This window comes from Meiothermus sp. QL-1 (assembly GCF_003351145.1).
GTDB lineage: Bacteria > Deinococcota > Deinococci > Deinococcales > Thermaceae > Meiothermus.
Genome location: NZ_QQSV01000009.1, coordinates 58,299 through 82,118 on the forward strand (window position 1 = coordinate 58,299; position 23,820 = coordinate 82,118).

At 67.4% G+C, this 23,820-nt stretch carries 19 protein-coding genes; 9 read left to right on the top strand and 10 right to left on the bottom strand.

All coding sequences use genetic code 11. The features are described from left to right. Nucleotides 1–6: 6 nt before the first annotated feature. Genes DV704_RS09640 through DV704_RS09660 form a run of 5 tightly spaced genes read right to left on the bottom strand, consistent with a single transcriptional unit; the run spans nucleotide 7 to nucleotide 5,586 of the window. Complete coding sequence (locus DV704_RS09640) at nucleotides 7–1,185, bottom strand: acyl-CoA dehydrogenase family protein (RefSeq protein WP_114799371.1); 1,179 nt, start codon at nucleotides 1,183–1,185, stop codon at nucleotides 7–9. 6 nt (nucleotides 1,186–1,191) lie between these two features. Further along, on the bottom strand, nucleotides 1,192–2,022 hold the full coding sequence (locus tag DV704_RS09645; RefSeq protein ID WP_114799372.1) for an enoyl-CoA hydratase family protein: 831 nt from the start codon (nucleotides 2,020–2,022) through the stop codon (nucleotides 1,192–1,194). Next, nucleotides 2,019–2,504, bottom strand: coding sequence for a MarR family winged helix-turn-helix transcriptional regulator (locus tag DV704_RS09650; RefSeq protein ID WP_114799373.1), 486 nt, complete (start codon nucleotides 2,502–2,504; stop codon nucleotides 2,019–2,021). Before DV704_RS09650 ends, DV704_RS09645 begins: the two co-directional genes overlap by 4 nt. Beyond that, the gene (locus DV704_RS09655; protein WP_114799374.1) at nucleotides 2,501–3,265 is read right to left on the bottom strand and encodes an SDR family NAD(P)-dependent oxidoreductase; all 765 of its coding nucleotides are present in this window, start codon (nucleotides 3,263–3,265) and stop codon (nucleotides 2,501–2,503) included. Before DV704_RS09655 ends, DV704_RS09650 begins: the two co-directional genes overlap by 4 nt. After that, a complete protein-coding gene (locus DV704_RS09660) occupies nucleotides 3,262–5,586 on the bottom strand; it encodes a bifunctional salicylyl-CoA 5-hydroxylase/oxidoreductase (RefSeq protein WP_114799375.1) in 2,325 nt (774 codons plus the stop codon). The genes DV704_RS09655 and DV704_RS09660 overlap by 4 nt, the downstream gene beginning before the upstream one ends. A 120-nt stretch (nucleotides 5,587–5,706) precedes the next feature. Between DV704_RS09660 and DV704_RS09665 the strand changes: the two genes are divergently transcribed. Then, nucleotides 5,707–6,189: a redoxin domain-containing protein gene (locus DV704_RS09665; protein WP_114799376.1), complete on the top strand. Its 483-nt coding sequence runs from the start codon at nucleotides 5,707–5,709 to the stop codon at nucleotides 6,187–6,189. Here the strand turns inward: DV704_RS09665 and DV704_RS09670 are convergent. Beyond that, nucleotides 6,158–7,036 (bottom strand): DUF1517 domain-containing protein, encoded by an 879-nt coding sequence (locus tag DV704_RS09670; protein WP_369911157.1) that lies wholly within the window; start codon nucleotides 7,034–7,036, stop codon nucleotides 6,158–6,160. The two genes, DV704_RS09665 and DV704_RS09670, sit on opposite strands and share 32 nt — an antisense overlap. Before the next feature lie 151 nt (nucleotides 7,037–7,187). On the opposite strand from DV704_RS09670, the gene lon reads away from it, so the two are divergent. Together lon and DV704_RS09680 are read left to right on the top strand one after the other, a co-directional pair. Further along, the gene (gene lon / locus DV704_RS09675) at nucleotides 7,188–9,629 is read left to right on the top strand and encodes an endopeptidase La (protein ID WP_114799378.1); all 2,442 of its coding nucleotides are present in this window, start codon (nucleotides 7,188–7,190) and stop codon (nucleotides 9,627–9,629) included. A gap of 87 nt (nucleotides 9,630–9,716) precedes the next feature. Next, entirely contained in the window at nucleotides 9,717–10,700 is a 984-nt protein-coding gene (locus DV704_RS09680; protein WP_114799379.1) for a ribose-phosphate pyrophosphokinase, read from the top strand. On the opposite strand, the gene DV704_RS09685 is transcribed toward DV704_RS09680, so the two are convergent. Further along, the gene (locus DV704_RS09685) at nucleotides 10,697–10,933 is read right to left on the bottom strand and encodes a hypothetical protein (protein ID WP_114799380.1); all 237 of its coding nucleotides are present in this window, start codon (nucleotides 10,931–10,933) and stop codon (nucleotides 10,697–10,699) included. The genes DV704_RS09680 and DV704_RS09685 overlap by 4 nt on opposite strands. Nucleotides 10,934–11,028: 95 nt before the next feature. Between DV704_RS09685 and DV704_RS09690 the strand changes: the two genes are divergently transcribed. The 4 genes from DV704_RS09690 to DV704_RS09700 all read left to right on the top strand — a co-directional run bounded on the left by DV704_RS09690 (nucleotide 11,029) and on the right by DV704_RS09700 (nucleotide 16,899). Further along, a complete protein-coding gene (locus DV704_RS09690; RefSeq protein ID WP_114799381.1) occupies nucleotides 11,029–11,394 on the top strand; it encodes a hypothetical protein in 366 nt (121 codons plus the stop codon). 251 nt (nucleotides 11,395–11,645) lie between these two features. After that, the gene (locus DV704_RS09695; RefSeq protein ID WP_114799382.1) at nucleotides 11,646–14,792 is read left to right on the top strand and encodes a BTAD domain-containing putative transcriptional regulator; all 3,147 of its coding nucleotides are present in this window, start codon (nucleotides 11,646–11,648) and stop codon (nucleotides 14,790–14,792) included. A 438-nt stretch (nucleotides 14,793–15,230) separates the two neighbouring features. Beyond that, complete coding sequence (locus DV704_RS12175; protein WP_158539619.1) at nucleotides 15,231–15,893, top strand: hypothetical protein; 663 nt, start codon at nucleotides 15,231–15,233, stop codon at nucleotides 15,891–15,893. Between the two features lie 7 nt (nucleotides 15,894–15,900). Then, nucleotides 15,901–16,899: a fibronectin type III domain-containing protein gene (locus DV704_RS09700; protein WP_158539620.1), complete on the top strand. Its 999-nt coding sequence runs from the start codon at nucleotides 15,901–15,903 to the stop codon at nucleotides 16,897–16,899. On the opposite strand, the gene DV704_RS09705 is transcribed toward DV704_RS09700, so the two are convergent. From DV704_RS09705 to ileS, 3 genes are read right to left on the bottom strand one after another with little or no spacing between them, the layout of a single operon-like run. Next, nucleotides 16,823–17,620: an RNA methyltransferase gene (locus DV704_RS09705; RefSeq protein ID WP_114799413.1), complete on the bottom strand. Its 798-nt coding sequence runs from the start codon at nucleotides 17,618–17,620 to the stop codon at nucleotides 16,823–16,825. The two genes, DV704_RS09700 and DV704_RS09705, sit on opposite strands and share 77 nt — an antisense overlap. Beyond that, a complete protein-coding gene (locus DV704_RS09710) occupies nucleotides 17,617–18,051 on the bottom strand; it encodes a SufE family protein (RefSeq protein ID WP_114799384.1) in 435 nt (144 codons plus the stop codon). The genes DV704_RS09705 and DV704_RS09710 overlap by 4 nt, the downstream gene beginning before the upstream one ends. Before the next feature lie 40 nt (nucleotides 18,052–18,091). Beyond that, nucleotides 18,092–21,364 (bottom strand): isoleucine--tRNA ligase, encoded by a 3,273-nt coding sequence (ileS, locus tag DV704_RS09715; protein WP_114799385.1) that lies wholly within the window; start codon nucleotides 21,362–21,364, stop codon nucleotides 18,092–18,094. A 401-nt stretch (nucleotides 21,365–21,765) separates the two neighbouring features. On the opposite strand from ileS, the gene fsa reads away from it, so the two are divergent. Both fsa and rho read left to right on the top strand, forming a co-directional pair. Further along, nucleotides 21,766–22,413: a fructose-6-phosphate aldolase gene (gene fsa, locus DV704_RS09720; RefSeq protein ID WP_114799386.1), complete on the top strand. Its 648-nt coding sequence runs from the start codon at nucleotides 21,766–21,768 to the stop codon at nucleotides 22,411–22,413. 78 nt (nucleotides 22,414–22,491) lie between these two features. Continuing rightward, complete coding sequence (gene rho / locus DV704_RS09725) at nucleotides 22,492–23,769, top strand: transcription termination factor Rho (protein WP_114799414.1); 1,278 nt, start codon at nucleotides 22,492–22,494, stop codon at nucleotides 23,767–23,769. Nucleotides 23,770–23,820: the final 51 nt, after the last annotated feature.

Here is a 23,820-nt window from a genome sequence, read left to right on the forward strand (position 1 = left end):
CCTCCTTTATCGGTGTCCGACCTCCTCCTGGTAGGCTTTGAGCAGCTCCCGTGCGATGATGAGCTGCTGCACCTCGCTGGCCCCTTCGTAGATGCGCAAGGCGCGAATCTCGCGGTACAGGGCCTCCACCACCTGGCCCCGCCGCACCCCAAGCCCGCCCCATAGCTGGACCGCGGCGTCGATCACCCGCTGGGCCTCCTCGGTGGCGGCCAGTTTGGCCATGGCCGCTTCCCTGGTAACCCGCCGGCCTCGGTCGCGCAGCCAGGCGGCGCGGTAGGTGAGGAGGGCGGCGGCGTCGATCCGGGTGGCCATCCCGGCCAGGGTGGCCTGGGTAAGCTGGAAGTCGGCCAGGCGCTGGCCGAAAAGCCTGCGCTGGGTGGTGCGGTGTAGGGCCTCGTCCAGCGCGCGCCTGGCGAAGCCCAAAGCTGCGGCGGCCACCGAGGTGCGGAAGACGTCCAGGGTCTGCATGGCGATCTTGAAGCCCTCCCCCTCCTGGCCCAGGCGCTGGCTTTGGGGGACTCTGCACCCGCGGAAGCGCAGGGTGGCCAGGGGGTGGGGGGCGATGACCTCGAGCCGCTCCACCACCTCCAGCCCCGGGGTTTTGGCCTCCACCACGAAGGCCGAGATGCCCCTGGGGCCCGTGCTCTCCGGCTGTCGGGCGAAGACCACGTAGAAGTCGGCGATTCCCCCGTTCGAGATCCAGGTCTTCTGCCCGTTCAGCACGTAAAACCCGTCCTCCCAGCGGGCCTCGGTGGTCAGGGCGCCCACGTCCGAGCCGGCCTCAGGTTCGGAGAGGGCGAAGGCGGGGATCCACTCCCCCCGCGCCACCGGGGGCAGGTAGCGGGCCTTCTGCGCCTCGCTGCCGTAGAGGCTGATGGCCCCGGAGCCCAGGCCCTGCAGGGCGAAGGCGAAGTCGGCCAGGCCCTGGTGGTAGGCCAGGGTCTCGCGGATGAGGCAGAGGGCCCGGGTATCGATTTGCTCGTGGGCCCCGCCGTACTGGAGGCCCCCCACCGCGTAGCGGGTCCAGCCCGCCTCGCCCAACGCCCCCACCAGCCAGCGGCACTGCTCGTCCAGGCTGGCCTCGGGTAGGTGCCTCAGGTGCTGCCGGGCCCAGGCCTCCACCGCCAGGGCCAGCTCCTGGTGGTGGGGCTCGAAAAAGGGCCATTCCAGATGCGCGTGCCTCATACCCCCTCAGTTGCCCTCGAACACCGGCTTTTGTTTGGCCACAAAGGCCTCGTAGGCCCGGCGAAAGTCCTGGGTGGCCATGCACAGGGCCTGGGCCTGGGCCTCGGCCTCCAGCGCTTCGTCCAGCCCCATGCTCCACTCCTGGTTGAGCATCCGCTTGGTCATGGCGTGGGCGAAGGTGGGGCCCTGGGCCAGCTCGAGGGCAAAGGCCTGCGCCTCCTCCAGCAGCCGCTCGGGCTCGCACAGCCGGTTGAAGAACCCCCACCGCAGGCCCTCCTCGCCGCTCATCACCCGGCCTGTGTAAAGGAGCTCGGCCGCCCGGCCCTGCCCTATAATCCGGGGCAGCATGGCGCAGGCCCCCATATCGCAGCCGGCCAGGCCCACCCGGCTGAAGAGGAAGGCGGTCCGGCTCCGGGCGGTGCCGAAGCGGAGGTCCGAGGCCATGGCCAGGATGGCCCCGGCCCCGGCACAGACCCCGTCCACCGCGCTCACGATGGGCTGGGGGCAGGCCCGCATGGCCCGGACCACATCCCCGGTCATGCGGGTAAAGGCCAGAATCTCGGGCATCGTCATCTCGGTCAGGGGGCCGATGATCTCGTAGACATCGCCCCCCGAGGAGAAGTTGCCCTGGGCCCCGGTGAGCACCACGGCCCGCACATCCGCAGCGTAGGGGAGGGAGCGGAAAAGGTCGCGCAGCTCGGCGTAGGTTTCGAAGGTGAGGGGGTTCTTCCGCTCAGGGCGGGATAGGGTGAGGGTGGCCACCCGGTCTTCCACCCGCCAGAGGAAGTGCTTGGCCGGGTAACCGGCCAGGCTTACGCTGCCGTCCACCCGCTTCATTGGACCTCCTTGCTGTTGAGGTGTCGCTTGAGCTTGCCCAAGAGGGCGTACAGGGTCTCCTTTTCCTCCGGGGAGAGGCCCTCGAAGAACTCGATAACCCAGCCCTCGTGCACCCGGGCCATCTCGCCAAAGGCCCGCCTCCCCTCTGGGGTGAGCTTGACGATGTAGGAGCGCCGGTCGTTGGGGTCCACCTCCCGCCGCACCAAACCCTCGGCCTCGAGCTGGTCGGTGATGCCGGTCACGTTGCCGGTGGTGACCATCATCCGCCGGGAAAGCTCGCCCATCCGGAGCCCCTCGGGGTGGCGCTCGAGCTGGGCCAGAAGGTCGAAACGGGGCAGGGTGGTGCGAAAGGCCTGGCGCAGGCGGCGGCGGATCTTCCCGGTTATCAGGTTGGTGCAGGTGAGCATCCGCAGCCAGAGCCTAATGGCCTGGTGGTGGTCTTCGGCTAAGCGGGTCTCGAGGTCCTTTTCCAGGGTTTTCACACCTCACCTCCGGCCACCGCAATGGCCTGGCCGCTCACGGCCCCCGAGCCGGGCAGGCAGAGCCAGAGCACCGCCTCGGCCACCTCCTCCGGGCGCACGAAGCGGTTTTGGGGGTTGCTCCGCGCTAAAGTGCCCCGGGCCTCGGCCACACTCCGCCCGGTTCTCTCGGCGATGCGGGCCAGGCTTTCCTCCAGCAAAGCGGTCTCGGTGTAGCCGGGGCAGACCGCATTCACGGTGATGTTCTTCTGGGCCAGCTCTATCGCCAGGGCGCGGGTCAGGCCCACCAGGCCGTGCTTGGCCGCGCAGTAGGCGGCCACATAGGGGTAGCCCTTGAGCCCGGCGGTGCTGGCGATGTTCACGATCCGCCCCCACCCCGCCGAAAGCATCCCCGGCAGGGCGGCCTGGGTGCAGAGGAAGGCCCCGGTCAGGTTCACCTCGAGCATCCGCTGCCACAGCTCCAGCTCGGTTTTGAGAAAGGGCTGGCTCTGCGCCTGGCCGGCGTTGTTGACCAGGATGTGCACCGGCCCCAAAGCGGCCTCGGCCCCCGCGAGGGCCCGCCGGACCTCCTCGGGCCGGGTCACATCGCAGACCTCTAGGTGCACGGTTCCTCCAAGTCTTTGGGCCTGCTCCGAGAGCGCGGCCCGGTTGCGCCCGAGCAGGGTGAGGCGGGCCCCTGCCTTGGCCAGCAGGGCCGCGATGGCCGCCCCAATGCCCCGGCTTGCGCCGGTGACCAGGGCGTGGCGGCCTTCCAGGGGTCTCATACGCTTCGCAATAGCTCCTCAACCCCTTGGGCTGCCCGGGCCAGGTTGCGCTCGAGCTGGGCCTTGCCCGCCAGGTAGGGCTTGGGCCAGGGGACCTCGCTATAGCCGAGCCGGGCGGCCTGGTTCAGCGTCCAGTGGGGGTCGGCCAGGTGGGGCCTGGCGATGGCGCACAGGTCGGCCCGTCCGGCGGCAATGATTGAGTTCACATGGTCGGCCTCGTAGATGGCCCCCACCGCCATCGTGGCGATGCCCACCTCGTTGCGGATGCGGTCGGCAAAGGGGGTCTGGTACATCCGCCCGTAGATGGGCCGGGCCTGGCGGGTGGTCTGGCCGGAGGAGACGTCGATCAGGTCACAACCCGCCTCCTTGAACAGCCGGGCAATCTCGACCGCGTCGTCCGGGGTGTTGCCCCCGGGGGCCCAGTCGTGGGCCGAGATGCGCACCGACATGGGCAGGTGTGAGGGCCAGACCGCGCGCAGGGCCCGGAAGACCTCCAAGGGGTAGCGGCAGCGGTTCTCCAGCGAGCCCCCGTACTCATCGGTGCGGTGGTTGGTGAGAGGGCAGATGAAGGCCGAGAGCAGGTATCCGTGGGCGCAGTGCAGCTCGAGCCAGTCAAAGCCCGCCTCTATGCCCCACAGCGCCGCCTGCACGAACTCGGCCTTGACCCGCTCCATATCCTCCCGCGTCATGGCCCGGGGCACCTGGTTGCGGGGGCCGTAGGGGATGGGGGAGGGGGCGAGGAGGGGCCAGTTGCCCTCCGGCAGGGGCTCGTCCTGGGCCTCCCAGCCCACCTGGGTCGAGCCCTTGGGCCCGGCATGGCCGAGCTGGAGCCCGATTTTGGCGTCGGTGTACCGGTGCACGAAGTCCACGATGCGCTTATACGCGAGCATGTGGGCCTCGCTGTACAGCCCTGCGCAACCAGGGGTGATGCGCCCGTCCGGCGAGGGGGCGGTCATCTCGGTGAACACAAGCGCGGCCCCTCCCAGGGCCCTGGCCCCCAGGTGCACCAGGTGGAAGTCGTTCACCAGCCCGTCCCTGGCCGAGTACATGGCCATGGGCGAGACCACCACCCGGTTCTTGAGCTCCAGCCCCCGCAGCCGGAAGGGGAGGAACATGGGCGGGATGGGCTTTCTGGGCAGGCCGGCCCGCTCGGCCAGCCAGGCCTCGTACCCTTCCAGGTACCTCCGGTCCCGCAGCCTCAGGTTCTCGTGCGAGACCCGCTGGGAGCGGGTGAGCAGGCTGTAGGCGAACTGAGGGGCTTCAAAGTGGCTGTAGCGCTCCACGTTTTCGAACCACTCGGTGGAGTTGCGCGCAGCATTCTGTAGCCTGAGCACCTCCACCTGCCGGGCTTTTTGGTAGGCCTCCAGCACCGCTTCCAGATGGGCTCGGGTATCGCCGAGGCGGGCGAAGGTGCGCGCCAGCTCGATGGCGTCCTCCATGGCCAGCTTGGTCCCGCTGCCCACGGAGAAGTGGGCGCTGTGGGCGGCATCGCCCATGAGCACCACCGGCACCCTGCCCCAGTGCACCCAGTTCTGGCAGACCACCCGGGGGAATTTGATCCAGATGGCCGAGCCCCGCAGGTGCCGGGCGTTAGAGATCAGCCTGTGCCCTCCCAGGTACCTGGCGAAGACCCGTTCGCAGAAAGCGATGCCCTCCTCCTGGCCCATCCGGTCCAGCCCGGCTTTCAGCCAGACCGTCTCCGGGGTCTCCACGATGAAGGTGGAGGTCTCGGGGTCGAACTGGTAGGCGTGGGCCTGGAACCAGCCCCACTCGGTCTTTTCGAAGGCAAAGGTGAAGGCCGGGAAGCGCTGGTGGGTGCCGAGCCAGACGAAGCGGCACTTGCGCACCTCGATGTCGGGCTGGTAGCTCTGCGCGTACTTTTTGCGGATGCGGCTGTGAATGCCGTCGGCGGCGATGACCAGGTCGGCCCGGTAGGCCTGGGCCACCGCCTCGTCGTCGGTGACCTCGGTCTGGAAGACCAGGTTCACCCCTAGCTCCAGGCAGCGGTCTTGCAGGATGTTGAGGAGCTTTTTGCGTCCAATCCCTACAAAGCCATGCCCCCCTGAGCGGATCACCTGGCCCTTGAAGTGCACCTCAATGGCGTCCCAGTGGTAGAAGGCCCGGCGGATCTCCTGGTAGGTGGGGGGGTCGGCCTTCTCCAGGTTGCCCAGGGTTTGCTCCGAGAAGACCACCCCCCAGCCAAAGGTATCGTCCGGACGGTTGCGTTCCAGGACGGTGATCTCGTGGGCGGGGTTTTGCTTCTTCATCAAAAGGGCAAAGTAAAGCCCCGCTGGTCCGCCGCCGATACAGACAATTCGCACCCTACCTCCTCGCCATTTCTACGTGGCCTCTTACTTTTAAAATATTTAGGTCTTAAATTTCTGACCAGACCTTGAATCACAATCGCGGCCACCGCCTATGGGCTGGGGTAGACTGGGCGCATGCGCATCCGTCCAGGTGACCCTTTGCCCGAGGCCACGGTCTACACCCAGGAGGCTCTTCCCCAGCGGCTTCCGGAGCTCTTGGCAGGCAGGCCGGGTGTTCTTCTGTTTTTTCCTGCGGCCCACACCCGGGTTTGCGAGAAGGAGCTCTGCACGGTGCGCGACGGGCTTGCGGCCTACAACCAGCTCGGGGCGCAGGTCTACGCCATAAGCGTGGACACCCCCTGGACCCTGGCCGCCTACGCCCGCTCCCTGGGCCTTTCCTTCCCCCTCCTCTCGGACTACAACCGCGAGGCCACCCGGGCCTTTGGCCTGGAGATCAGCCTGAAGGGGCTGCCTGGCTTCGCCCAGCGGGCCGCCTACGTGGTGACCCCGGAAGGGCGGGTGGCCTGGGCCTGGGTGGCCGAGGTGCCGGCCCAGGAGCCCCCTTACGAGGAGCTCCTTTCGGCCCTCAGAGCAGTTCAAGCTGGGGCCAGCCCCTAAGGAGCTCCTCCTCGCTCAAAGCCTCGCCCTCAGCCTCAGGCGTCCAGGCCACGTAGGCAGCCAGAAGGGTGGTGGGGCTGGAGGTGGCGAAGGCCAGCAGGGCGGCCCGGGCCCCTTCCCGGCGCAGCGGCAGAGCGACGGGGGGCAGCGCTCCTCTGACCGCCAGGATCAGGGTTACCACCAGGTAGCGCCCCCCCGGTTCGCTCTGGGGGACGTAATCGGGTTCGCGCTCCACCCGGCCCTCGAAGTGTCGGTAGGTCTCCACGAACTCCCCCCGGGTCTCGCTCATCCAGGCGTCGAAGCGGCCCTCGGCCTGCTCGAGCCCCCCCCGCCAGACCTCGTACTGGCCGTAGCGCCACCCCGCAGCCTCGCGCAGAAGCAGCACAACAGCATTGTCGATCAGATCGGCCAGGCCGCGCGAGCTTTCGGTGTCGGCCCCTTCTGCCAACCGGCGGAGGCTCCTTTGCAGCCTGGGGCTGTGGAGCATGGCCAGGCGCAGCCTGCCCACAGTGGCCTCTTCAGGAAGGCTGCCAGCCTGCCTCAGCCCCCGCACCATGGCGAAGCCCACCAGCACGATGCCTCCGATGAGCAAAAGCGCCAGCAGGTCGAAGCCCGCGCTGCCTCCAGGGCCGGGGACCACGTAGACCGAGGGGCGCGGTGCGGGGTAGCTGGGGGTGGGCAGGGGGAAGGAGGGGGCAGGGGAGGGGTTGACCCGAGGAATGCTGGGGCTCGAGCGGGGGGCGGAGAAGCCGCCCCTTCCCCCCACGCCCCCTCCACTTCGCTGGGCCCAGGCCAGCGCCCCTCCCAGCAGCAAAAGCGAAAGCAGGACCCTTACCAGCAGGCGCATCCCCCCCAGCATACCGCCGGGGCCGCCCTTCCACCATTTCTGCTAAAAATGCAATCACTAAACTTGACAAAACCATACTCATGGCAGTACCTTGCAGGCGGGGGTGAGAAGCCCTAAAGTGGTATTCTCTCCCGATGGCTGAGGTGCCTGCATGAACGAGAAACCGACCAGCTCTTCGCTCCCTTCCACCCTTCCGGTCTGCCCGGTGCGCGGCTCGGTGCTCTACCCCACCATGGTCATGCCCATCGACGCAGGGCGGCCGATCTCCATCCGGGCCATCGAGGCGGCCCTGGTGGGCGAGCGGGTCATCCTCATCGTGAGCCAGCGGGACAAGGAGGTAGAAGAGCCCGGCCCTGCCGACCTTTTCGAGGTGGGCACGGCCTGCAACATCCTGCGCATGCGCAAGAACCCGGATGGCTCGGTGCAGATGCTGGTGCAGGCCTTTGCCCGGGTGCGGGTTCTGCAATACCGCCAGGCCGAGGGCTACCTGGAGGCCCAGGTGGAGCGCCTGGCCGAGGTGGTGGGCAAGGAAACCGAGCTCAAGGCCCTCTACCGCGAGGTGAAGGAGCGCTTCGAGAACCTCCTGCGCGAGGGCAAGCCCCTTACGCCCGAGGTGGCCCAGGCCATCCTGAACCTGGAAGACCCCGCCCAGCTCGCCGACTACATCGCCTTTCACCTCGACTTCAAGCTCGAGGACAAGCAGCAAATCCTGGCCCAGCCCTCGGTTACCGAGCGCCTGAAACGGGTCGCCATCCTGATTGATGCCGAGCTCGATCTCATCGAGACCCAGCGGCGTATCCAGCAGCAGGTGCGCGAGGAGATCGACAAAAACCAGCGCGAGTTCTACCTGCGCGAGCAGATGAAGGCCATCCAGCGCGAGCTGCATGGGGAAGAGGGGGAGCTCGAGCTCGAGGAATTCCGGAGGAAGATCGAGGCTCTGAACCTGCCCGAGGCGGTACAGGGCGAGGTGGAGCGGGAGCTCTCGCGCTTTGCCCGCATGCACCCTGACTCGGCCGAGGCCAGCGTGGTGCGCACCTACCTGGACTGGATCGTGAACCTCCCCTGGAACACCCGCACCGAGGACCGCATCGACCTGGAGGAGGCCCGGCGCATCCTGGACGAGGACCACTACGGCCTGGAGAAGGTCAAGGACCGGGTGCTCGAGTACCTGGCGGTGCGCAAACTCAAGCAGGAGCGCCAAAGGAAAGGCGAGATACCCCCAGAGGAGGCCGCCAAGGGGCCCATCCTGCTCTTCGTGGGGCCGCCAGGGGTGGGCAAGACCTCGATTGCCAAGTCCATCGCCAAGAGCCTGGGCCGCAAGTACCACCGCATCTCTTTGGGCGGGGCCCGCGACGAGTCCGACATCCGGGGCCACCGGCGCACCTACATCGGGGCCATGCCGGGCCGCATCATCCAGGGCATGCGCCAGGCCGGCAGCAAGAACCCGGTCATTTTGCTGGACGAGGTGGACAAGCTCGGGGTCTCGTACCAGGGCGACCCCGCCGCGGCCTTGCTCGAGCTTCTAGACCCGGCGCAAAACAAGGAGTTCACCGACCACTACCTGGGGGTGCCCTTCGACATGAGCGAGGTGCTCTTTATCTGCACCGCCAACTTCCCCGAGCACATCCCAGCCCCCCTCCTCGACCGCATGGAGCTCATTGAGTTCACCAGCTACATCGAGCAGGAGAAGCTCGAGATTGCCAAGCGCTACCTACTGCCTCGCCAGCTTTACGAAAACGGCCTCAAGGAAAGCCAGGTGCACCTGACCGAGGCCGCCCTTGTGCGCCTCATCACCCACTACACCCGCGAGGCCGGGGTGCGCAACCTGGAGCGCGAGATCGGGGCCCTTTTGCGCAAGTCGGCCCGCAGCATCCTGGAGGGGGGCCGGAAGCGGGTGCGCATCACCGAGGCGGATCTGGAGAAGTACCTGGGCCCGCCGCGCTACCAGCCTGAGTCCGAGGCCCGCGAGCCCCAGGTGGGGGTGGCGACCGGGATGTTCTACACCCCTGTGGGGGGGGATATCCTCTTTGTGGAGGTGGCCCTGATGCCGGGCAAGGGCAACCTGATCCTCACCGGGCAGCTCGGCGAGGTGATGAAGGAGTCGGCCCGGGCCGCGCTCTCCTATGCCAAAAAGAACGCCAGCCGGTTTGGTATCCCGCTGGAGCGGTTCGAAAAATCGGACATGCACATCCACGTACCCGCTGGAGCGGTGCCGAAGGAGGGTCCCTCGGCGGGGGTGGCGATTACCGCGGCTTTGGTCTCGGCCCTGGCCGAGGTGCCGGTGCGCAACGATGTGGCCATGACCGGGGAAATTACCCTCACCGGTCGGGTGCTGCCGATTGGGGGGGTGCGGGAGAAGGTGCTGGGGGCACGGCGGGCAGGCATTCGCGAGGTCATCCTGCCCCAGCGCAACCAGCCCGACCTGGCCGATATACCCCCCTATTTACGCCAGAACCTGAAATTCCACTTCGCCGAGCACCTGGACCAGGTGCTGGACTGGGCCCTGCTGGGTGGATTGGCTGCCCTCACCGCCAGGGCCAAGCCTTCGGTCAAGGGACGGCGGGCCAGGGTACAGCCCGCTGCCCGGGCCTAAAAGAGCCGCCCGCCTTGCTTTTGAGCCTGCCTGGCCCGAATATACTGGGAGCATCGAGGGGCGACTGGGGTAACGCAGGAGGGGGGTATGGGTCGGTTTTCCCTGGATGAGCAGCCAAACTCTTTCTTGGTCTCCGCGGGTGGGGGGCAGGTCAAGCTTTTCAGCGGCAACGCCAACCGTCCTTTGGCTGAGGCCATCGCCCGGGCGCTGGGCGTGCGGTTGGGGGAGGCGGTGGTGGAGCGCTTCCCCGATGGGGAGGTACGGGTGCGCCTTTTGGAGAGCATCCGGGGCGATGATGTCTACCTAATCCAGCCCACCGCCCCCCCGGTCAACGACAACCTGATGGAACTGCTGGTCCTGGCCGACGCGGCGCGCCGCAGCAGCGCGGGGCGCATCAACGCGGTAATCCCCTACTTTGGCTACGCCCGTCAGGACAAGCAGACCCAGGGTCGCGAGCCCATAACCGCCCGGCTGGTGGCAGGGCTCCTGGAGTACGTGGGCATCCACCGGGTGATCACCGTGGACCTGCACGCCCCCCAGATTCAGGGGTTTTTTTATCAGCCGGTGGACGAGCTTTCGGCGGTGCGCCTGTTTGCCGAGTACCTGGAGAAGCAAAACCTCACCGAGAACGCGGTGGTGGTCTCGCCCGACTCGGGAAGGGCCGAGCAGGCCCGGAGGCTTTCCGAGCGACTGAACCTGCCCCTGGCCATCCTGGCCAAGCGCCGCACCGGCCCCCACGAGACCCAGGTGAGCTATGTGATTGGGGACGTGGCCGGCAAACGTCCCCTAATCATTGATGACATCATCTCCACCGGCGGCACCATAAGGCGGGGTGTGGAGGCGTTGGTGGCCGCGGGGGCCATCCCGGAGGTCATCGTGATGGCCTCGCACGCGGTGCTGGTGGGCAACGCCCGTGAGAACCTGGCCCACCCGGCCATCCGCGAGGTGGTCTTCACCGATACCATCGCGCTTAGCCCGGCGCTGGGCTACACCATCCTGCCCACCGCGCCCCTTTTAGCCCAGGCCATAAAGCGGGTGCACACCAACCAGTCGGTGAGCGTGCTGATTTAAGGGCCCCTAGTCATATCCAGCATCCCCTGACCACGGGCCTCCAGAGGAGCCTCTGCCAGCCCTTCGGGGTTGGTGAGGTTGGCCAGCAGGGTAAGCTCGAGGGCCTCCGGGGTGAGGGGGGTGAACACGCTGGCCTGCTGCACGATGGCCCCCGCGCCGGCCACCAGGGGGGCGGCGCTGCTGGCTATCCAAGCCAGCCCCTTCCGCCCGATTTTCTTCGCCGCGGCAGGCAACAGCGGACGCAACGTGGATGAACAGGACTGCTTCGTCATCTGCTGGGAATGAGGATCTCTGGGTTCCCTGCGAGTGCTGGGGATGATCTGCGTGGGTGCTCTGGCGCGTGGGCAGCACCGGCTTCGGCACCGGCCTGACTGCCAGCCGCACCTTCAACACGCCGGGCAGCTACACCATCAGCGTGCAGGCCACCGACGATGCCCCGGCCCCCCACACCCTCTCCGGCACCGATACCCGCACCCTGACCGTGGTGAACTGCACCAACAACCCCCCCACGGCCAGCATCACCAACCCCCCCAGCGATCTGGACGTTGACTTCAACGGCACCGATGAAAACGGGTGGTACTACCAGCTCACCCTGCAGGCCAGCGCCTCCGACCCCGACGGCAACCCCCTGACCCTGCAGTGGTTCACCAACCGCGGCGACGTGCAACCCGGCCCCCCCGCCAGCGGCGACTAGCTGCTGGGCACCGGCAGCTCGGTGACGGTGAGGTTGTATACCGTTTGCAACAGGGTCGATCGCACCATCACCCTGCGGGTCTCCGATGGGGTTAATACCATCATCCGCACCCGCCAAGTTCGGGTCAATGTTCTGTGCTAATTGAGACTTCCCGAAAGATACGCCAATTCTTGTCAACGAGGGCCTCTATGGGCCCTCGTTCTTGATGAAGAGCGCTGGCCATCACCGCGCGTACACTAATTCCAACGGCCATGAAGGTTCGCCTGCTCCTGTTGGGGAGCCCCGAGCTCTGGCTGGGGGGTGAGCGGCTGCACCTGCCCACCCGCAAGCTGCTGGGGCTTTTGGCCTATCTGGCCCTGGAAGGCCCCACCCCCCGCAGCACCCTGGCCGCTTTGTTCTGGGAGGCCGAGGAAGAGCGGGCCAGGGCCAACCTGCGCAACGAGTTGTACCGCCTTAAGAAGACCCCGCTGGCCGAGGTGGTGCGGGAAGACCAGGGGGTGCTCTGCCTGGATAACCTCGAGACCGACGCCGCCCAGTTTGAGCGGCTCCGGCAGGCCGGGCAGTACGCCGAGGCCAAGCGCCTGTACCGGGGGCCTTTGCTCTCGGGCCTCGAGCTCGCCGAGGCTCCGGCCTTCGAGGACTGGCTGGGGCTGGCGCGGGCCCGTTGGGAAGAACGCTACAACGGCGCCTTGCTGGGCCTGGCCCGGCAACAAAAGGCCGCAGGGCAGCCAAACGAGGCCCTTCTGAGCTATCAGGAACTTTTGGCCCGCGACCCCTTGCAGGAGGAGGTCTGGCGCGAGTGCATGGTGCTCTTAGCCGAGGTGGGCCAGGCGGCCCGGGCGCTGGAACAGTACCATCGCTACGCGGCTTTTCTGGAGCGGGAGCTGGGCCTGGCCCCCAGCCGAGAGACCCGGCTGCTGGCCGAGGGCCTGCGCACAGGTCGAACCACGCGCCCGTCCTCCGGGCTCAGCCGCCCTCCCCTGGTGGGCCGTGGCCCCGAGTGGGAACGGCTTCAGCGGGCCTGGCGGGAAGGAAAGCGGATTCTGGTGGAGGGCGAGCCGGGGGTGGGCAAGACCCGGCTGTTGCAGGAGTTCATCGCCGCGCAGGGGGTCGCTTCTGGGCTGATGCAGGGGCGGCCCGGCGATGCCGGGGTGCCCTACGCCAGCGCGACCCGGTGGCTCGAGCGGGCCCTGGCCCAGGTATCGCCCGGCGGGCTCCCCCCTTGGGTGCGCCGGGAACTGGCCCGTTTGCTCCCCGACCTGGACGAAAGCCCGCCCCCCTTGCAGGGCGAGGAAGACCGCCTGCGCTTATACAAGGCCATTCTGACCCTGCTCCAAGCGTGGCAGCAGGCCCACAGACTCGCGCTGGGGGCCGACGATGTGCAGTTCGTGGACGGGGCCAGCCTCGAGCTTTTGGACTACATACTGGCCGAGCTTCCGGGCACCCCCTTCCTGCTGGCCTACCGGGCGGACGAACTCTCGGCCCGAGGGCAAGCCCTGGTGCAGCACCTGCGGGCCTCCGGGGAGGCGCTGGGGCTGGCGCTGGCGCCCCTCGGGATGGCAGGCCTGGAGGAGATGCTCGGGGCCCTGCCCCTGCCCCCCGCAACCCGTCGGCTGGCCCGGCCTCTGCACCGGCTGACCGGGGGCAACCCGCTCTTCGTGCTGGAAACCCTGCGCAGCCTGGAGGAACAGGGGCGGCTGGAGCTGAGCGAGACCGACTTTGAGGCGGTCTGGCCCAGGCTGCCCCGCTCCGGGCGGGTGCAGGCCATCCTCCAGCAACGCCTGGGGCGGCTTGCGCCGGACGCCCTGGAACTGCTCCGGCTGGCCGCCCTGGCCGGCGAACGCTATACCCCCCGGCTGGCCGCTCAGGCATTGCAAAAAAGCCCCCTGAGCATTGCGGAGAATGGCGATTTGCTCGAGCAAGCCGGCCTCCTAAAGGGTGGACGCTTCGCCCACGACCTGCTGCTGGAAGCCACCCAGGCGCTCATGCCCCCGGCCACCCGGCGTTACCTGCATGGGCGGCTGCTCGGGGCCCTGAGCGCCCAGGACGAGCCCGTCCCCGCTGCCGTCCTGCTGGAACATGCCATTGGGGCCGGGGAACCCCAGGCCACGTTGCGTTTGAGCCAACAGGCCGCCCAGGAGGCCCGCAAGCTGGCGGCCTGGCCCCAGGCCCTGGCCCACCTCGAGCGGGCTTTGGGCCTGCTCCACTACGACCCTGCCCTCGAGGCCCAGCTTCGCCTCGAGCTCGAGGAAATCTACTACCAAATGGCCGACCCCCAGGCCCAACAGGCCGAACTGGCCCGCCTGGAGGCCCTGGCCCGGCCCGAGCTGGCCTCGGAACTGGCCTACCGCAAAGGGCGGCTGGCGCGGGTGCTGGGCGACTTTGAACAGGCCGCCCACTGGCTGCGCCAAAGCCAGAACCAGGCCGCCCGGCTGGAGCTGGTGTACGCCCTGGAGCACCTGGGCATCGTCGAGGGGGCCCGCGAGGCCGCCCTGGCGGTCTTGCAGCAACCCGAGTCGCCGGAAAACGCCTTCCGCGCCGCTTTGCTGCTGGCCGAGCTGGCCCTCGAGCAGGCCCAGCCCGAGCAGGCCTTGCACTGGTACGACCGGGCCGAGCCCTACACCCAGGGCGCGCCCGTTCACCGGGTGCGCTTTCTGCGCTCCAAGGCCCGCTTTCTTTACCACAGCGGCCATGCGGAGGGGAGCATTGCCCTGGGTCAGGAGGGGCTGGCCCTCGCGCGGGAGCTGCACCTCCAGGGCGATGAGGTGGTCCTGTTGCACAACCTGGCGGTGGCCCTGCACACCGCCCGCCACACCCAGGAGGCCCTAGAGCGTTTTGCGCAGACCCAGGCCCTGGCCCGTAAGCTGGGCATGGAGTTCATCTGGCAAAGCGCCCAGACCCACCTGGCCCTGATCGAGATTGGCCTGGGCGCGTTTGAGCCGGCGCTCGAGCGCCTACAAGCCCCCAGCCCCTACGCCCATCACCACCGGGCCATGCTGCGGGCCTTGGCGCTGGTACACCTGGGCCGGTTGGAGGAGGCCCGCGAGCAGATTGCCTTTGCCCTGCCCGGCCTGGGGGCCCATGCCTGGCAGGCCCGCGAGGCCCGGTATGTGGCGGCTTTGGTGGAGACCCGCGCCAACCAACCCCACGAAAGCGAGCGCTGGCTCTGCGAAACCCTGCAAAGCCCGGAGCCTACCCTGCTGGAACTTTGCCAGAGTTTGCGGGCCTTCAACCTCTTGCAGCAGGGCCGGCTTCAAGAAGCGCTGGAAGCCTCGAGCCCGGCCTATGCCCGCCTGCACTGCCTCAAGGCCGACCTGCCCATCCAGCAGGTGGCCTGGGTGCAGGCCCAAATTCTGCACCGGCTGGGCCGACCAGAGGCCGCCCAGGAAGCCCTGTAACAAGCCGGGAGGCTGCTCCTGGAGGCCCTGGCCCAGCTCCCTAAAGCCCAGCAGGCCCGCTACCTGGAGGCCTTCGCCTACAACCGGGGCATCCGGGAAGCCTTGCAGGGCCGCTGGCCCGAGGCCCCGCTGCTCTTGTAGCCCTGTCCCACCTTGTGACGCTCTTGCGACACCGCCTTCGGCATCCTTGCCCCAGGGAGGTGAGAAGGTGTCCCCACTTAGGCAAACCTACCTGCTTAGGCTTTCCCGGGACGAGGAAGGGCAGTTGCGTATTGAGCTGCAGTCCACCGACCAGAGCCCGCCGCACTACTTTGCCAGCCTCAAGGAACTGTATAGGCACCTAGAAGCGGCCTTTCGACCCGAAATGGCCGCCAAACAGGACTCGAGCTACCAGCCATGAAAAGTGGCTATCTGCGCTCGACGAGTAAAGGAGACCCCATGAAAAAGATGCTGCTTCTGGCCGTTGCAACCCTGCTCGCTTTAGCCCTGGCCCAGGCCGCCCAGAAAACCTACCGCCTGCTCATCAACGGCCAGGCCGCCGGCGCCCCGGCCATCGTGGTGGGCGGCAAGACCTACGTGCCGCTGGATGCGCTGAGGGCCGCCGGGGTGGGGGTCAGCCTCTCCGGCGCCACCCTGAGCCTAACCCTACCCAGCACGCCGGTGGCCCAGGGCGGGGCCAACCAGATTGCCGCACTGGAGGGCTGTATGAACGAGTGGCTCTTCAACGGCATCTGGCGCTTCCGGGTGCTCAGCCTGGAGCCGCTGCCTGCGGAGGGCCGTCGGGGCTGGAAGGCCATGCTCGAGCTGCGCAACGGCACCACCGCCAACGGCGCGGCCCTGGCAAGCACCGGTTGGCAGGGCCTCAAGCTGGTGCTCGATAACGGCAACACCATAGAGTCGCGGTATGTCGAGATGCGCGACAAACCCTTTGCCCAGGGCACCGGCATGGTGCAGGAGGCCCTCTTCTACTCCAACGAAACCGAGCGCACCCCCACCAAGCTATTGCTGCTTTTGGATGCCAACAAGATGCTCACCTCGCTCAAGATCCGCTACACGGTACCGGACCCCAGCTTCCGGGTGCGGCTCGACTGCCGCAAATAGGAGACCCATGAAGTATCCCTGGCTCTACCTGGCAGTCGCGGCCTTCCTGACCGCCTGTCCGCAGAACCCACCCCCGCCCACCCTGGGCAGACCGGGCGATTTTACCGCCACGGTGGGCTCGAGCACCTCCATCGGCCTGCGCTGGCTGAAGGTTGAGGGCGCTGCCGCTTACCAGCTTGAACGCAAGGTGGGCAGCGGCAGCTTCAGCCCGCTCGTAAGCATCCCCCACGAGATGGGCGGCCCTCTGGTACAGAGCCACACCGACAGCGGCCTCACCCCCGGCACCCGCTACACCTACCGCATCCGGGCGGTGAACGCCGGCCTCCAGAGCGAATGGAGCACCTCCGCCGAGGTGGAAACCCCCGCGGCGGCTTCCACAAGGTACCGGGTATCGGGTTACTGGCTGGGCGCCAGCGACCCCAACCTGTACCTCGTCACCGATACAGGTGTGGTCTTCAGTTCGGCCACCGTCACCGTCAACGGCACCCCACTCACCTACCGCAACCCGCCCGGTTCCTACTACGCGCCCAGCCTTCCCGGCGCCACGGCGGGCACCGTGCTCAACCTGAACATCACCGTGCCGGAGGGTACCATCACCGCCTCGGCGGCCATTCCCCAGGCCCCCAGCCTCACCGCCCCCGCTGCCGACGCGCGCATCACGGAAAACCGGCCCCTTACCGTCACCTGGAATTACACCGGCCCCGACCCCGACCGCTTCTACCTCCACCTGCTGGGCGACGGCCCGCTTAACTACGTGGCCGCCAATATCTCCGGTGCAGAGCGCAGCTTTACCATCCCAGCCGACCAGGTGGTAGTTCCTGCTGGCGGCAGGGCCTCTTTGTTCCTGTACGCCGTCAACGACGGCAAGGCCAGCTTCAGCGGGCCGGTGCTGCCCACCTCGGCGATGGGGGTGGCGGCCAGCACCAGCGTTATCTTCGATATCGTTCCTGCGCCCCCAGGGCTTCCCGCTGGCGCAGGGCCTCGTAGAGCACCAGCGCTGCCGTGACCGCCACGTTGAGGCTGTCGGCCTGGCCCCGCATGGGCACCCGCACGCACAACGCGGCCCGCTCCAGCCAGCCAGGGCCGAGCCCCTCGTGCTCCGGGCCCAGGGCCAGGGCCACCGGGCCTTTTAGGTCCGCTTCCCAGTAGGTTTTTCCGGCCTGGGGGGAGGTGGCCACCAGGGGAATCCGCTGCTGCGCCAGCCAGGCCCAGACGGCAGTCTCCTCCGCTGTGAAGGTGGGCAGGGAGAACACCGCGCCGGTGGAGTTGTGGATGACCTGGGGGCTGTAGGGGTCCACCCCGCCCACCACCAGCGCTGCGTGGGCCCCGGCGGCGTCGGCCGAGCGCAGCAGGGCCCCCAGGTTGCCGGGCTTCTCCAGCCCCACCGCCACCACCACCAGGGCCGCCGGAGGCGGGGTGAAGGCTTCCAGAAGGCGCTGGGGGCGGCGGGCCACCGCGATAAGCCCCGCGGGGTTTTCCCGGCTGCTCAGCTTTTTGAGCACCGCCTCTGAAACCTCGGTGCACAAAAGCCGCTGGGCCAGACGGCTCTCCTCAGGGGTTAGCCTCTTGCCGCAGTAGGCCTCCACCACCTCCACCCCCCCAGCCAGGGCCCGCCCCAGCTCCCGCGCCCCCTCGATCAGGAAGAGCCCGCTCTCCTCCCGGGCCCGCCGCTCTTTGAGCCGGGCCAGGGCCTTGACGCGGGGATTGGTGGGGGAGGTGATCCTCAGTTCTGCGCCTCCCGCACCTGCCGTTTGATGCGCGTGAGCACGGCCTGCAGCCCCCTCAGGCGCAGCGGGGTGATGATCTCCTCGAGCCTGGCCAGGGTGTAGAAGTCCTCCGGCACCGCCAGCACCGCCTCCGGGCTCTCGCCCTCCAGCCCTTCGGCCAGCAGGCCGGCGAAGGCCCGCACGGTGGGGGCCTCCTTGGGGGCATCGAAGTAGAGGTGCACCCGCTGGTCCTTTATCTCCGCGTGGACGAAGAAGGGGGTGGTGCACTCGTGGACCTGTTCCAGCCTGCCCTGCATGCCCTCGGGCAGAGGGGGCATCTTGCGGGCAAACTCCAGCAAAAGCTCGATTTTCAAGGCCTTGGGCGCGCTTCCTAGGGTCTGCAGCGCGCTCTTCAGCCGGGGGGGGAGGAGGGCCAGCCGTTCCTCGCTCATGGGTTCAGGGTACGCCCTGGCCGCCCAGGGGTAAAGGGGCCTAGGCCTTCTGCAGCCCGAAGCGCACCCGGCCTTCCTCGTCGCTAAGCTCGGTGAGGAAGCCGGTGGGCTCAGCCTCCAGAAGCGAAAGGGCCAGGGTCTCCTCCTGCAGCCGCCACCCGTGCCGCCTCAGCGCCTCGGCGTAGCGGCCCTCGGCCTCATAGCGGAGGTGGATGCGGTCGGAGACCGCGAGCCCCATCTCCTTGCGGGCCTGCTGCACCAGCCGGATGAGGTCACGGCTCAGCCCCTCGAGCAAAAGCTCCTCGTCGATCCTGACCTCCAGGGCAGCCATGTACCCGTCCTGCTCCTGGGCGGCGAAGCCCTCGGGAGAAAGCGCCTCCAGAAGGACCTCTGAGGGCTCCAGCACGATTCGCTCGTCCCCCAGCTCGAGGCTCAGGCTTCGTCCGGCCTTCACGGTTTTGGCCACCATCCTGCTGTCGAGCTCGGCCAGGGCGGCCCGGATGGCCGGCACCTTCTTGCCGTACTTCTTCCCCAGCACCGGCAGGTTGGGCAAGACCCGGTAAGATAGAAGCTCCTCGCCCAGGGCCAGCACCTCGACCTGCTTGACGTTGAGCTCATCGCCAATCTCACCGGCAAAGTGGCGCAGCCCCGCCAGCTCGGCCTCGCTGGGGGCTGTCACCAGCACCCTGGGCAGGGGCATACGGGTCTTGACCCCGCTGGTGGCCCGGGCGCTCCGGGCCAGCCCCACCACCCGGAGCACCGCCCCCATCTGGGTTAGGAGGGCCTCGTCCACCAGCGCCGCATCGGCCTCCGGCCAGTCCGAGAGGTGCACCGACTCGGGGGCATCGGGGTCCACCGAGCGCACCAGGTTCTGCCACAAAGCCTCGGCCACAAAGGGGGTGAAGGGGGCCGTGAGCTGAGCCAGCGTCGCCAGGGCCTCGTAAAGGGTGGCGTAGGCCGAGGCCTGGTCGGCGGGGTCCTCGTTTTTCCAAAAGCGCCGCCGGTTGCGCCGCACGTACCAGTTGGACAGTTCGTCCACAAAGGCCTCCAGGGCCTTGCCTGCCCCGCGCGCGTCGTAGGCCTCGAGCCTCTCCGTAACCTCTTGAATGAGCTGCTGCAGCCGCGCTACAAGCCAGCGGTCCATCTCGGGCCGGTTCGCGACCGGGGGGCGGTTGCGCAGGTCAGGCCTGTCCAGGTTGGCGTAGAGCACAAAGAAGCTGTACACGTTCCAAAGGGTGCCCAAAAAGCCCCGCTGGGCCTCCTGCACCAGCCGCTCGGAGAAGCGCTTCTGCTCGCCCGGTTCCGAGGCGGTAAACAGGTACCAGCGCACCGCGTCGGCCCCGTACTTGTCGAACATGGGCAGGGGCTCCACCACGTTGCCCTTGCTCTTGGACATCTTGTGGCCCTTCTCGTCCACCAGGTGGCCCAAGCAGATCACGTTCTTGAAGCAGGGCTCGCCGTAGAGCAGGGTGGAGATGGCGTGGAGGGAGTAGAACCAGCCCCGGGTCTGGTCGATGGCCTCGCAGATGTAGTCGGCGGGGAAGTGGCGGCGCCAGCGCTCGAAGTTCTCCTCGGTGCCGGGCAGCGGCCGGCCCTGCTCGTCGAGCAGCAGGTGCCACTGGGCGTAGGGCATGGCCCCCGAGTCGAACCACACATCCAGCACCTCCGGCACCCGGCGGAAGGTTTTGCCGTTCTTGGTGAAGGTGATCTCGTCCACGTAGGGGCGGTGCAGGTCGAGCCCGGAGAGGTCGCGCCCCACCAGGGCCGAGAGCTCGCGCACGCTGCCCACGCAGATGTACTCCGAGCCATCCTCTGCTGCCCAGAAGGGTAGGGGGGTGCCCCAGTAGCGCTCGCGGCTGATGGCCCAGTCCACATTCTCCTTGAGCCAGTTGCCGAAGCGCCCGTGCTTGATGTGGGGCGGAATCCAGTTGATCTTCTCGTTGTTCTCGTAAAGCTCCTGGCGGAAGAGGGAGGTCTTGATGAACCAGCTCGGCTTGGCGAAGTAGAGGATGGGGTCGCCGGTGCGGTCGTGGAAGGGGTAGCGGTGGCGGATCTGGCCGGCGTGGTACAGAAGCCCCCGTTCCCTGAGGGCGCGGATGAGGCCTTTGTCGGCGTCCTTGAAGAACTTGCCCCGCTCCGCGGTGACTTGCATGATGCCGTACTCGTCGGTGCCGAAGAGGAGGGGGGTGTCGTAGCGGCGGGAAATCTCCAGGTCCTCAGCCCCGTAAACCGGCGCCTGGTGCACCACCCCAGAGCCGTCCTGGGTGCTTACGAAATCGGCCAGGGCTACGAAGTGCATCACCGGCCGTCCATCCGGCCGTCTTTCCCCTGGCCGCTGAAGGACGCCCAGCTCGAGCGCGGCCTCGGGGAAGGGCGGGGTATAGGTCCAGCCCTCCATCTCCCTGCCCTTCAGGTGGGCCAGCACCTCCAGCTTTTCCTTATGCAGCGCCTCCACCCGCTCCACCGCCTCGGCGGCCAGAATCAGGTGGCCCGCCGAGGGCGAGCGCACCACCACGTAGTCCAGGTCGGGGTGCACCGCGGCCATGGTGTTGGAGGGCAGGGTCCAGGGGGTGGTGGTCCAGACCAGCAGGGCGAGGCCCTCCAGGGGCAGGCCCCGGGCAGATAGCTTTTCCCGCACCGCCTGGGGGGTGCTGTGGGGGTCTAGCGGGAAGCGCACGTAGACGCTGGGGTCGTCCACCTCCCGGTAACCGTCGGCGATCTCGTTCTGCGAGAGGGTGGTGGAGATGCGGGGGGAGAGCGGCACCACCTTGTAGTCCCGCACGATCATGCCGCGGTCCCACATCCGCTTCAGAAGGTTCCACACCGACTCGATGTACTCGTTGGTGTAGGTGATGTAGGCGTTGTCCAGGTCGAGCCACATCCCCATGCGCTGGGTGAAGTAGTTCCAGTCCTCGATGTTGGCGAAGACCCACTCCTTGCACTGCCGGTTGAACTCGGCGATTTGCTCCGGGGTAAGGGAGCGGCGCCCCAGCACCCCGAGCTTTTTCTCCACCGCGATTTCCACCGGCAGGCCATGGGTGTCCCAGCCTCCCTTGCGCGTGACGTGGTAGCCCCGCATGGTCTTGTAGCGGGGGAAGATGTCCTTGAAGGCCCGGGCCAGCACGTGGTGCATGGCCGGCTGACCGTTGGCCGTGGGCGGGCCCTCGTAGAAGACGAACTCGCCCCGGGGGGCTGGTTTTTGCTCGGACTTGGCGAAGATCTGGTTTTCCTGCCAGAAGCGGAGAACCTCTTCCTCGAGCTTGGGGAAGTTGGGCTCGCCTACGGCTTGAAAGAGCTTTTTCTCCTCGATCATACGCCTTCCCTCAACGAAAAACCGCCCTGCTGAGCAGGTGCGGACGAGAGAATTCCCGCGGTACCACCGCACTTCCCGGGCTTTCCCGGGCCCTCTTTCGCGCTATCTCGGGCGCCCCCGCCGGGTTCTACTCGGTTGCCCTTTCTTCCCGGTTATGCAGGGGGATATTCAGCACCAACGTTGCCGCCCGGCTCGCACCCTCCCGGGCTCGCTGTGTGGGCGTTGGAGCCTACTCGTCCCTGCCCTTTACAGAAGCCACCGAACGTGCTATATTCGGCGTTCGGCAACCTGCATGGTAGCAAGCCGCTAGCCCCCGCGTCAACAACTTGTTTTTCACCCAAGCCCAGCGCTATACTCGGCTGGAAAGCCCAAACACAAGTGGGTCAAAGGAGTGGCAAGGTATGGACCTCTACCTGGATACGGCAGAAGTGAGCGAGATTCGGGAAATCGCCGCCTGGGGCGTTCTTTCAGGGGTGACCACCAACCCCTCGCTAATCGCCAAGGCAGGCCGTCCCCTGGAGCCTACCATCAAAGAGATATGCGCAATTGTGGGCGGCCCTGTCTCCGCCGAGGTGGTCTCCACCCATGCCCCCGAGATGATCGCTGAGGGGCGCCGGCTCGCGGCGATCGACGCCCACGTGGTGGTCAAGCTGCCCACCACCGTCGAGGGCCTCAAGGCCTGCAAAGCCCTTGCCTCGGAGGGCATCCGGGTCAATATGACCCTGGTCTTCTCGGCCAACCAGGCCCTGCTCTGCGCCAAGGCTGGGGCCTGGTGCGTCTCGCCCTTTTTAGGCCGCCTGGACGATATCTCCTGGGAGGGGATGGAGCTCGTCCGGGAGATTGCCGAGATTTACCAGGTGCAGGGGCTTTCCACCCGCATCCTGGCTGCCTCCATCCGTCACCCCCGCCACGTGGCCGAGGTGGCCCGGCTGGGGGCCCATATGGCCACCATGCCCCCCAAGGTCTTCCGCCAGCTTATCCAGCACCCCTTGACCGATGCCGGCCTCGAGGCCTTCCTCAAGGACTGGGCCCGGGCCGGCGCCAACTAGGAGTCGCCAATGCCCAAGAGCACCGCAACCGACGTAAACGCCGAGGCCCAGGTTAGCGTTACCCGTACCGGCAAGAAGATCCGCCGCAAGGCCCAAAGCCAGGTGCCCCTGAGCTATCAGGAGCTTTCCAACCGCATCCTGCCCGAGCTGCACCTCCTGGCCGCGGAGGCCGGCATCCCCAACTACAAGAAGCTCTCCAAGGACGAGCTGGTGATGCTCCTTCTGTCGCGGGAAGCGAGCGAGGAGGGGCTGAGCCTGGCCAGGGGTTACCTGGAGATCAGCCCGGACGGCTATGGGTTTTTGCAGGAGAACCTCTACGACCTCGAGTCCCGCACGGTGATCGTCTCGGCGGGCCTCATCAAGCAGTACCAGCTCCGCACCGGGGACTACGTTGTGGGCAGGGCCCGCCCTGCCCGCGAAAACGAGCGCTATGGCACCTTGATGAAGGTCGAGGCGGTCAACAACCTCGACCCTGAGGCTGCCTCCAAGCGCCCCAAGTTCGACGACCTCATCCCCCAGTTCCCCGACAAGCAGATCATCCTGGAGACCACCCCGGAGGAGGTCTCGACCCGGGTGATCGACCTTCTAGCGCCCATCGGCCGCGGCCAGCGCGGCCTCATTGTGGCCCCGCCCAAGGCCGGCAAGACCACCTTGCTCAAAAAGATTGCCCGGGCGGTGCTCAGAAACGAGCCCGATATCAAGGTCATCGTCCTCCTGATTGACGAGCGCCCCGAAGAGGTCACCGACTTCCGCGAGTCGGTGGAGGGGGCCGAGGTGATCGCCTCAACCTTTGACGAGCCGCCGCAGAACCACATCCGGGTGGCCGAGTTCGTGCACGAAAGGAGCCGCCGCATCGTCGAAGAGGGTGGGCATGTGCTGATTCTGCTCGACTCCATCACCCGCCTGGCCCGGGCCAACAACCTGGTCACGCCCCCCACCGGCCGCACCCTTTCGGGCGGCCTGGACTCGGCGGCGCTGCACTTCCCAAAGCGCTTTTTGGGCGCGGCCCGCAACATCCGGGGTGGGGGCTCCCTCACCATCCTGGCCACCGCCCTGGTCGAGACCGGAAGCCGCATGGACGACGTGATCTTCGAGGAATTCAAGGGTACCGGGAACATGGAGCTGCATCTTTCGCGCAGGCTGGAGGAGCGCCGCATCTTCCCGGCCATCGACATCCTCAAGTCCGGCACCCGCCGCGAGGAGCTGCTTTTGGGGGAGGAGGTGTTGCAGAAGATGTGGCTTCTGCGCAAGGTGCTGGCCGATATGGACCCTGCTGAGGCCATGGAGATGCTGCTTTCGCGGCTTTCCCGCACCAGGAGCAACAAGGAGTTCCTTGCATCCTTGGGGGGGAAGTAGGTATACTCCCTGCGGAAGTCACCGGGAACCTTGGGGTCAGGCCCTGAGCTT